The sequence below is a fragment of the Kluyvera sp. genome (assembly GCF_965301105.1).
The window spans coordinates 1-7,829 of sequence record NZ_CBDKZX010000119.1 but is presented as its reverse complement, the minus strand read 5'-3'; the positions used below and the strand labels follow the sequence as shown (position 1 = coordinate 7,829).

Annotated in this window: 7 protein-coding genes; 5 read left to right on the top strand and 2 right to left on the bottom strand. The window is 58.9% G+C overall.

Annotated features, from left to right (window positions below; translation table 11 throughout):
- Together thiP and thiQ are read left to right on the top strand one after the other, a co-directional pair.
- A partial coding sequence (thiP, locus tag ACW14G_RS21400) for a thiamine/thiamine pyrophosphate ABC transporter permease (protein WP_455648779.1) occupies window positions 1–1,007 on the top strand: 1,007 nt, incomplete at its 5' end.
- Window positions 991–1,689: a thiamine ABC transporter ATP-binding protein ThiQ gene (thiQ, locus tag ACW14G_RS21395; RefSeq protein WP_163448249.1), complete on the top strand. Its 699-nt coding sequence runs from the start codon at window positions 991–993 to the stop codon at window positions 1,687–1,689. The genes thiP and thiQ, both read left to right, overlap by 17 nt.
- Before the next feature lie 71 nt (window positions 1,690–1,760).
- Here thiQ and ACW14G_RS21390 read toward each other — a convergent pair whose 3' ends face one another.
- Together ACW14G_RS21390 and araC are read right to left on the bottom strand one after the other, a co-directional pair.
- Window positions 1,761–2,528, bottom strand: a complete 768-nt coding sequence (locus ACW14G_RS21390; RefSeq protein ID WP_163448248.1) for a DedA family protein — start codon at window positions 2,526–2,528, stop codon at window positions 1,761–1,763.
- Window positions 2,529–2,657: 129 nt separating this feature from the next.
- Window positions 2,658–3,503: an arabinose operon transcriptional regulator AraC gene (araC, locus tag ACW14G_RS21385; protein WP_163448247.1), complete on the bottom strand. Its 846-nt coding sequence runs from the start codon at window positions 3,501–3,503 to the stop codon at window positions 2,658–2,660.
- A 338-nt stretch (window positions 3,504–3,841) separates the two neighbouring features.
- Between araC and araB the strand changes: the two genes are divergently transcribed.
- From araB to ACW14G_RS21370, 3 genes are all read left to right on the top strand, one after another.
- Window positions 3,842–5,548: a ribulokinase gene (gene araB / locus ACW14G_RS21380; RefSeq protein WP_223803319.1), complete on the top strand. Its 1,707-nt coding sequence runs from the start codon at window positions 3,842–3,844 to the stop codon at window positions 5,546–5,548.
- Window positions 5,549–5,559: 11 nt separating this feature from the next.
- The gene (gene araA / locus ACW14G_RS21375; RefSeq protein ID WP_249022325.1) at window positions 5,560–7,062 is read left to right on the top strand and encodes an L-arabinose isomerase; all 1,503 of its coding nucleotides are present in this window, start codon (window positions 5,560–5,562) and stop codon (window positions 7,060–7,062) included.
- Between the two features lie 177 nt (window positions 7,063–7,239).
- Window positions 7,240–7,829, top strand: a 590-nt coding sequence (locus ACW14G_RS21370) for an L-ribulose-5-phosphate 4-epimerase (protein ID WP_455648778.1), incomplete at its 3' end; no start/stop codon positions are given.

Here is a 7,829-nt window from a genome sequence, read left to right as displayed (position 1 = left end):
TGATTTTTATGCTCTGCTTCGCCAGCTTCGCCACCGTGCTGTCGCTGGGCGGCGGGCCTTCCGCCACCACCATTGAGCTGGCGATCTACCAGGCGCTGAACTTTGATTACGATCCGGCGCGAGCGGCAATGCTGGCGTTGATTCAGATGACCTGCTGTCTGGCGCTGGTGCTGCTTAGCCAGCGTATGAGCCGGGCCATTGCGGTGGGCAATAGCCAGATTCAAGGCTGGCGTGACCCGGACGATCGCTGGCATAGCCGCATCGCCGATGGTGTACTCATCTTCCTGACCCTGCTGTTACTGCTGCCGCCGCTGCTGGCGGTGGTGGTGGATGGCATTCACCCGTCGATGCTCTCCGTCTTTAGCCAGCCGATTTTATGGCAGGCGCTGGGCACGTCGCTGCGTATTGCTCTCGCCGCAGGTCTGCTTAGCGTGACGCTCACAATGATGCTGCTGTGGAGCAGTCGCGAGCTGCGGGCGCGTAACCAGCCGCTGGCCGGTCAGACGATGGAACTGAGCGGGATGCTGATTCTCGCGATGCCGGGCATCGTGCTGGCCACCGGCTTCTTCCTGCTGCTTAATAACACCATCGGCCTGCCCGACTCCGCCGACGGGATTGTCATCTTCACCAACGCGCTGATGGCGGTACCCTACGCGCTGAAGGTGCTGGAAACGCCGATGCGCGACATCACTGCACGCTACAGCATTCTCTGCGAGTCGCTGGGACTTAGCGGGTTTACTCGCCTGCGGGTAATTGAATTACGCGCCCTCAAAAGACCGCTGGCGCAAGCGCTGGCGTTTGCCTGCGTGCTGTCGATCGGCGATTTCGGCGTGGTGGCGTTATTCGGCAACGAGAATTTCCGCACGCTGCCGTTTTATCTTTACCAGCAGATTGGCGCCTACCGCAGTCAGGACGGCGCGGTGACGGCGCTGATACTGTTACTGCTCTGCTTCCTGCTCTTTACCGTGATTGAAAAGTTACCCGGACGCCATGCTAAAACTGAATGATGTGACCTGGCTGTATCAGCACCTGCCGATGCGCTTTAGCGCCACGATTGCCCAGGGCGAGAAAATTGCGGTGCTCGGCCCAAGCGGCGCGGGGAAATCGACGCTGCTCAATCTGATCGCTGGATTTCTGACGCCCGCCAGCGGCACCATCATGCTGGAAGGCCGCGTCCATACGCATACGCCGCCGTCCCAGCGACCGGTGTCGATGCTGTTTCAGGAAAATAATCTCTTCAGCCACCTGACGGTGCGCCAGAACATCAGCCTGGGGATGAGCCCGCGTCTCAAGCTCACCGACGATCAGCAACGCAGGCTACAGGTCATCGCCGGGCAAATGGGGATTGAATCAATGCTGGAAAGGCTGCCGGGCGAGCTTTCCGGCGGCCAGCGCCAACGCGCCGCGCTGGCCCGTTGCCTGGTGCGGCAGCAACCCATTCTGCTACTGGACGAACCCTTTTCCGCGCTCGATCCGGCGCTACGTCAGGAGATGCTGCAATTAGTCGACGACGTGTGTCAGCGCCAGAATCTGACGCTGCTGATGGTGTCGCACAGCGTTGAAGACGCGGCGCGAATTGCGGCGCGGGCAATGGTGGTGGCGGAAGGGCGAATCGCCTGGGATGGTAAGACCGAAGCGCTGCTGAGCGGTAAGGCCAGCGCTTCGGCATTGTTAGGTATCGCTGAGTGAGGGATTGCCGGATGGCGGCTACGCCTTATCCGGCCTACAAATGGGTACGCACGTAGCCGCCATCAGGCACGTTACAGCCCGACCACCTTACGCAAAATCTCGATATACACCGGCATCAGCGGATGACGAATCACGCTGACCAGCGCCACCACGCCAACGCCCAGAATCAGCGGCGCCAGAATCAGTAAACGCTGACGCGTCAGCACGTTGCTGAGACGGTCGTGATTCTCCTTTGCGCTACGCCACAGTCGCCAGCACAGCCACGCGCCGAGCCACAACAGCAACGCCGCCGCCAGCAGCAGCCACTTAAAGCTGGCGCTATTTTCATCGGCGGGAATATCAATCGCCGCGCCGGCGAGGATCCCCGGCAGGAAATAGAGCGGCGGCCACAGCAGGCAACCAATGATATTCGGGGGAATAAACCGGGCAATCGGCAGGTCGAGCATGCCCGCCACCATGGGCACCACGGGGCGTGTGGGCCCAATAAAGCGGCCAACCAGAATCGTAAACATACTGTGCTGATGCAGCGCGTATTCGGTTTTATCGAGCAGCGCTTTGTTTTTCTTCATAAACGACCAGCGGTGCAGCGGCTTTTTAAAGCGCCAACCCAGCCAGAAGGAGATCCAATCACCCAGCAGGCAGCCCACGATCCCCGCCAGCCACGCCTGCCAGAAGTTCACCTCGCCGCCGCCAATAAGCGCGCCCAGACCCGCCATCATCACGGTGCCCGGCAAAATCAGCCCCACTAACGCCAGTGATTCCAGAAACGCCACCAGCGCCACCGCAATCAGCGAGTAGGTCGTGGACTGCGTAATAAAGTGTTCCAGCAATGCTTGCATAGTGTGCCCGGTTTGAAAACGAAGCAGGGATTCTCCAGAGCCCCCTCTGCATCGTCAAGCCATCAATTGTCTAAATAGTTTACTGGCAAAGACAAAAGCCGACACAGTGCATTTCCTTTTCTTTACTTTTTATTCACAGCCAGCGCGGAATTCGCTGGGGCTGGCGCCGGTACATTTTTTAAAGACCCGGGAGAAATAGAGCTGATCTTCAAAGCCGACATTGCGCCCGACGCTGGCAATCGGCATGCGCGTGGTGCTCAGCAGCAGCTTGGCCTGGCTGATGCGCTGATCTTCACGCCAGCTCAGCACGCTAACACCCAGTTGCTGGCGGAAAAGATGCGACAGCCTTGATGGCGACAGGCAGACGTGCTGGGCCACGCTGGCAATATCAAACTGACTATCGGCAAGATGATCGCTGATGTACTGGCAGGCATCGCGTACGCGGTTATCCATGGGCGGATGCAGCGATTCGTTGATTGCCTCCATGCGCCGCAGCAGCAGTTGCTCAAGCAGGTTGATGGCCAGCAGTTCGGAATAGCGCCCTACGCCCTGTCCGGCGTCGATAATTTTACCGAACAGCTCGGAAATTTCGCTCTGGTGCGCTTCATCCGGGCGATAAAAACCGGTTTGCGCCACGATGGCGGGCCAGTTTAGCCACTCGTGCCAGTAGGCGCGCGGGCGGAAATAGACCCACTGGTGATACCACTCGCTGGCGTCCGGGTGACGTCCATAGTGGTGAATTTCGCCCGGCGGGAACAGCAGCATGTCACCCTGACGGCAGACAAACTGCTTGCCCTGGTTTTCAATCACCCCTTCACCGCGCACCGTCAGGTTCAGAATAAACCCCTTCATGCCCAGCGGTCGGTCGATGAAAAAGTCCAGGTAACCACCGGCTTCAATCGGCGTTAACCCCGCCACCAGATGGGCGTTAAAGGAATAACCAGGCAGCAGGGGATCGTTTTGCATTTCAGCCATTTCTGCACGCTCTCACTGATATTTAAAGAAACCAATTATCCATATTCGGCTTTTTATCGGCACGGCCGCCGCGCTCAATGAATAACAGAACCGACGCGGCTGTCAACCCTGTTATTTCAAGGCACTTAGAGAATAAAGCCGCAAGAGAAGCCAGCTCATAACCACAACTGAAGTGTCTATAAAGACGACAGAAAAGTCCACATTGATTATTTGCACGGCGTCACACTTTGTGAGGTCACAGCAAGATCATCCATAAGATTAGCGGTTCCAGCCTGACGTTTTTTTGCGGGGATATCTACTGTTTCACTATCACGTTTTCATTGAGATGGAGTAACACGATGGCAATCGCAATTGGCCTCGATTTTGGCAGTGACTCAGTCCGCGCCCTGGCAGTAGATTGCGCGACGGGGGAAGAAATCGCGACCAGCGTTGAGTGGTATCCGCGCTGGCAGGAAGGGCGTTTCTGCGACGCGCCGAACAACCGTTTCCGCCACCACCCGCGCGACTATATTGAATCCATGGAAGCGGCGCTGAAGGGCGTGCTGGCCGAGCTTTCCAGCGCCCAGCGCGCGGACGTGGTCGGCATCGGCGTCGACAGCACCGGCTCCACCCCGGCGCCGATTGACGCCGACGGCAACGTGCTGGCGCTGAAAGAGGAGTTTGCCGACAACCCGAACGCCATGTTCGTACTGTGGAAAGATCACACCGCAGTAGAAGAAGCAGAGGCCATCACCCGCCTGTGCCACCAGCCGGGCAAAGAAGATTACTCTCGCTATATTGGCGGTATTTACTCCAGCGAATGGTTCTGGGCCAAGATTCTTCATGTCACTCGCGAAGACCCCGCCGTGGCGCAAGCCGCAGCGTCGTGGATTGAGCTGTGCGACTGGGTTCCCGCGCTGCTTTCCGGCACCACTCGCCCGCAGGATATTCGCCGCGGTCGCTGCAGCGCCGGGCATAAATCGCTGTGGCACGAAAGCTGGGGCGGCCTGCCGCCGGCGTCGTTCTTCGACGAACTGGATCCCATTATCAACCAGCATCTGCCCTGCCCGCTGTTTAACGAAACCTGGACTGCCGACGTGCCGGTCGGCACGCTAACCGCCGAATGGGCGGAGCGCCTGGGGCTTTCTACCCAAGTCGCCATTTCCGGCGGCGCATTCGACTGTCATATGGGTGCGGTTGGCGCAGGCGCACAGCCTAATGCGCTGGTGAAAGTCATTGGTACTTCAACCTGCGACATTCTGATTGCTGATAAACAGAGCGTTGGCAGCCGTACGGTGAAAGGTATCTGCGGCCAGGTTGACGGTAGCGTAGTGCCGGACTTTATCGGTATGGAGGCAGGTCAATCCGCATTCGGCGACATCTATGCTTGGTTTGGTCGCGTACTTGGCTGGCCGCTGGAGCAGCTTGCCGCACAGCACCCGGAGCTGAAAGAGCAGATCAAAGCCAGCCAGAAACAGCTGTTACCTGCATTGACCGAAGCCTGGGCCGCTAACCCGTCGCTCGACCATCTACCGGTGGTGCTCGACTGGTTTAATGGTCGCCGCACCCCGAATGCGAATCAGCGCCTGAAAGGGGTCATTACTGATTTAAACCTCGCCACCGACGCTCCGGCACTGTTTGGCGGGCTGATTGCCGCCACCGCCTTCGGCGCGCGCGCCATCATGGAGTGCTTCACCGACCAGGGTATTGCAGTGAACAACGTCATGGCGCTGGGCGGCATCGCGCGTAAAAACCGCGTCATCATGCAGGCCTGCTGCGACGTGCTGAACCGTCCGCTGCAAATCGTCGCCTCCGACCAATGCTGCGCGTTGGGTGCGGCTATCTTCGCCGCGGTAGCCGCCGGCGTTTACGCCGATATCCCGACCGCGCAGGGCAAAATGGCCAGCCGCGTAGAACATACCTTACAGCCGCGCCCGGCGCAGGCTGCACGCTTTGAAGAACTCTATCAGCGCTACCAGCAATGGGCCGAAAGCGCTGAACACCATTATCTCCCTGCTGCTTCGTCGGAAAAAACCGCCGCTACCCGCGCAGCCCTGACTCATTAAAGGATACGAACATGACCGTTTTTGATAATTATGAAGTGTGGTTTGTCATTGGTAGCCAGCACCTGTATGGGCCGGAAACGCTGCGTCAGGTGACGCAAAACGCGGAGCACGTGGTCAGTGCCTTAAACGCCGAAGGGAAACTGCCGTGCAAACTGGTGCTGAAGCCGCTGGGTACCCGCCCGGACGAAATCACCGCCATCTGCCGCGACGCGAACTACGACCAGAAATGTGCTGGTCTGGTCGTCTGGCTGCACACCTTCTCTCCGGCGAAGATGTGGATCAACGGCCTCGCCATCCTCAATAAACCGCTGCTGCAATTCCATACCCAGTTCAACGCGGCGCTGCCGTGGGACAGCATCGATATGGACTTTATGAACCTGAACCAGACCGCACACGGCGGCCGCGAGTTCGGCTTCATCGGCGCACGCATGCGTCAACAGCACAGCGTGGTCACCGGCCACTGGCAGGACAAACATGCGCAGGAGCGCATTGGCTCCTGGATGCGCCAGGCGGTCTCTAAGATTGATACTCGTCAGCTGAAAGTGTGCCGCTTTGGCGACAACATGCGTGAAGTGGCGGTTACCGACGGCGATAAAGTCGCAGCGCAGATCAAGTTCGGTTTCTCCGTGAACACCTGGGCGGTGGGCGACCTGGTGCAGGTCGTCAACGCAGTTACCGACGGTGAAATCAGCGCGCTGATTGACGAATACGAAAGCAGCTACCGCTTCACTCCGGCTACCCAGATTCACGGCGACAAGCGCCAGAACGTGCTGGACGCCGCACGCATCGAGCTGGGCATGAAGCGCTTCCTCGAAGAAGGCGGCTTCCACGCCTTCACCACCACCTTTGAAGATTTGCACGGCCTGAAACAGCTCCCGGGCCTCGCCGTGCAGCGCCTGATGCAGCAAGGCTATGGCTTTGCGGGCGAAGGCGACTGGAAAACCGCCGCCCTGCTTCGCATTATGAAAGTGATGTCGACCGGTCTACAGGGCGGCACCTCATTTATGGAAGACTACACCTACCACTTTAACGGCGGTAACGACCTGGTGCTCGGCTCACACATGCTGGAAGTGTGCCCGTCTATCGCGGTGGAAGAGAAACCGCTGCTCGACGTCCAGCACCTCGGCATCGGCGGCAAGGCCGATCCGGCGCGTCTGATCTTCAACACCCAGACCGGCCCGGCGATCGTCGCCAGCATGATCGATCTCGGCGATCGCTATCGCCTGCTGGTTAACACCATTGAAACCGTAAAAACCCCGCACGATCTGCCGAAGCTGCCGGTAGCGAACGCCCTGTGGAAAGCGCATCCAAACCTCGAAACCGCGTCTGAAGCGTGGATCGTTGCGGGCGGTGCGCACCACACCGTGTTCAGCCACGCGCTGACGCTGGACGATATGCGCCAGTTCGCTGAGCTGCATGATATCGAAATTGCGGTGATCGACAACGACACCCGCATGCCGGCCTTTAAAGACGCGCTGCGCTGGAACGAAGTGTATTACGGGTCCAAACGTTAAGCCGCTTTCCCCCTCACCCTAACCCTCTCCCAACGGGAGAGGGGACCGATCGAGCGAGAACTCCGCCCTTCCCCCTCACTAACGGGGAGAGGGAACCAATCGGGCACAGACTCCGCCCTTCCCCCTCTCCCTATGGGAGAGGGTCGGGGTGAGGGAAATTCAGACTCGGAGCAAAACATGTTAGAAGAACTCAAACGCCAGGTCCTGAACGCTAATCTGGCGCTGCCAAAACACAATCTGGTCACCCTAACCTGGGGCAACGTCAGTGCCGTCGACCGCGAGCGTGGCGTGCTGGTGATTAAGCCGTCCGGCGTTGATTACGGCGTGATGACCGCCGAAGATATGGTGGTGGTCAGCCTGGAAACCGGAGAAGTGGTGGAAGGCAACAAAAAGCCATCCTCCGATACACCGACTCATCGCCTGCTGTATCAGGCGTTTCCAACGCTCGGTGGCATCGTGCACACCCACTCGCGTCACGCCACCATCTGGGCGCAGGCCGGGCAGCCAATTCCGGCGACAGGCACCACCCACGCCGACTATTTTTACGGCCCGGTGCCCTGCACTCGCCTGATGACCGATGAGGAAATCAACGGCGACTACGAATGGGAAACGGGCGCGGTCATTGTCGAAACCTTCCGTGATAACGGCATTGATCCGGCGCAAATGCCCGGCGTACTGGTCCACTCCCATGGCCCGTTCGCGTGGGGGAAAAACGCCGAAGACGCGGTGCATAACGCCATCGTGCTGGAAGAGATCGCCTATATGGG